Source organism: Paracoccus sp. SY (assembly GCF_002901215.1).
Taxonomy (GTDB): domain Bacteria; phylum Pseudomonadota; class Alphaproteobacteria; order Rhodobacterales; family Rhodobacteraceae; genus Paracoccus; species Paracoccus acridae.
Genome location: NZ_NWMQ01000151.1, coordinates 1 through 1,055 on the forward strand (window position 1 = coordinate 1; position 1,055 = coordinate 1,055).

At 62.5% G+C, this 1,055-nt stretch carries 1 protein-coding gene; it reads left to right on the forward strand.

Annotated elements, in window-relative coordinates; translation table 11 throughout:
* A partial coding sequence (locus CK944_RS22245) for an outer membrane protein transport protein (RefSeq protein WP_103175194.1) occupies positions 1 to 1,055 on the forward strand: 1,055 nt, incomplete at both ends.

The following is a 1,055-nucleotide window of genomic DNA, read 5'->3' on the forward strand; positions in this document are numbered from 1 at the left end:
TGCGGCACCACGCTCCATGCTGGCGGTGTCGAGCGGAGCAGCCAGTTTCTCGGTCCTCTTTTCGAACCAGGCAACTATCTCGAGCTGAGCTATGGCCATGTCTCGCCCGGCATCACAGGAACAGACCTGCCGCTTGGCCTCTATTCCGGTGGTGAGCGCACTGGCGATGTTGCGCCCTCCTACGACAACTTCGGCTTTGCCTATAAGCACCAGTTCAACGATCTCTGGTCAGCCGCGATCATCCTGGACCAGCCATTCGGGGCCGACATCGCCTATCCAGCCAGTGGTTCGTTCAATCTTGGCGGAACCGGCGTGGTCATCAACAACACCGACCTGACCGGCATCATCCGCTTTGCTGTTCCGGAAAGCGGCTTCGGGGTTCACGCGGGTCTCCGCGGAGCGCGCACGGATGGACGCGTGACCTTGGCCGGCGCAGCGTTTGGCCCCATCAGCGGCTACCGTGTCGATGTGGACAGGGATATCGCTTATGGGTGGCTCGCCGGGGTGTCGTGGGAAAGACCGGACATCGCCGCCCGTGTGTCCCTGACCTATAATGCAGTGATCGAGCATGACTTCGACATCTCTGAGACCGGTCCTCCTGTGGATCCCGATGGACCCGGCCCCGCGCCGGCCTTGGCGCTTCTGGACGGGCGGTCCAGGCTGACGGTCAAGACGCCGAAATCCTGGAACCTCGAGTTCCAGACCGGCATCGATCCCAACACCCTTGTCTTCGGCTCCATCCGCTGGGTGGATTGGTCAAGCTTCCGTGTGGACCCTGAGAAGCTCCTTCAGGTGACCGGCAGCGGCCTTGTCGATCTCGACGATAGCACCACCTTCACCATTGGCGTGGGCCGCACGTTCACCAAGACCTGGTCTGGCATGGCCAGCGTCACCTACGAGAAGTCCGGCAGTGACCTTGTCTCGCCGCTGGCGCCGGTCAACGGCCGGAAGGGCGTCAGTCTGGCGGCCATCTACACGCAGGACAGGATCAGGATCACGACCGGGATCAGTTATACCAGGCTGGGGGATGCCAGTCCCGAGACCGGCACGCCTGA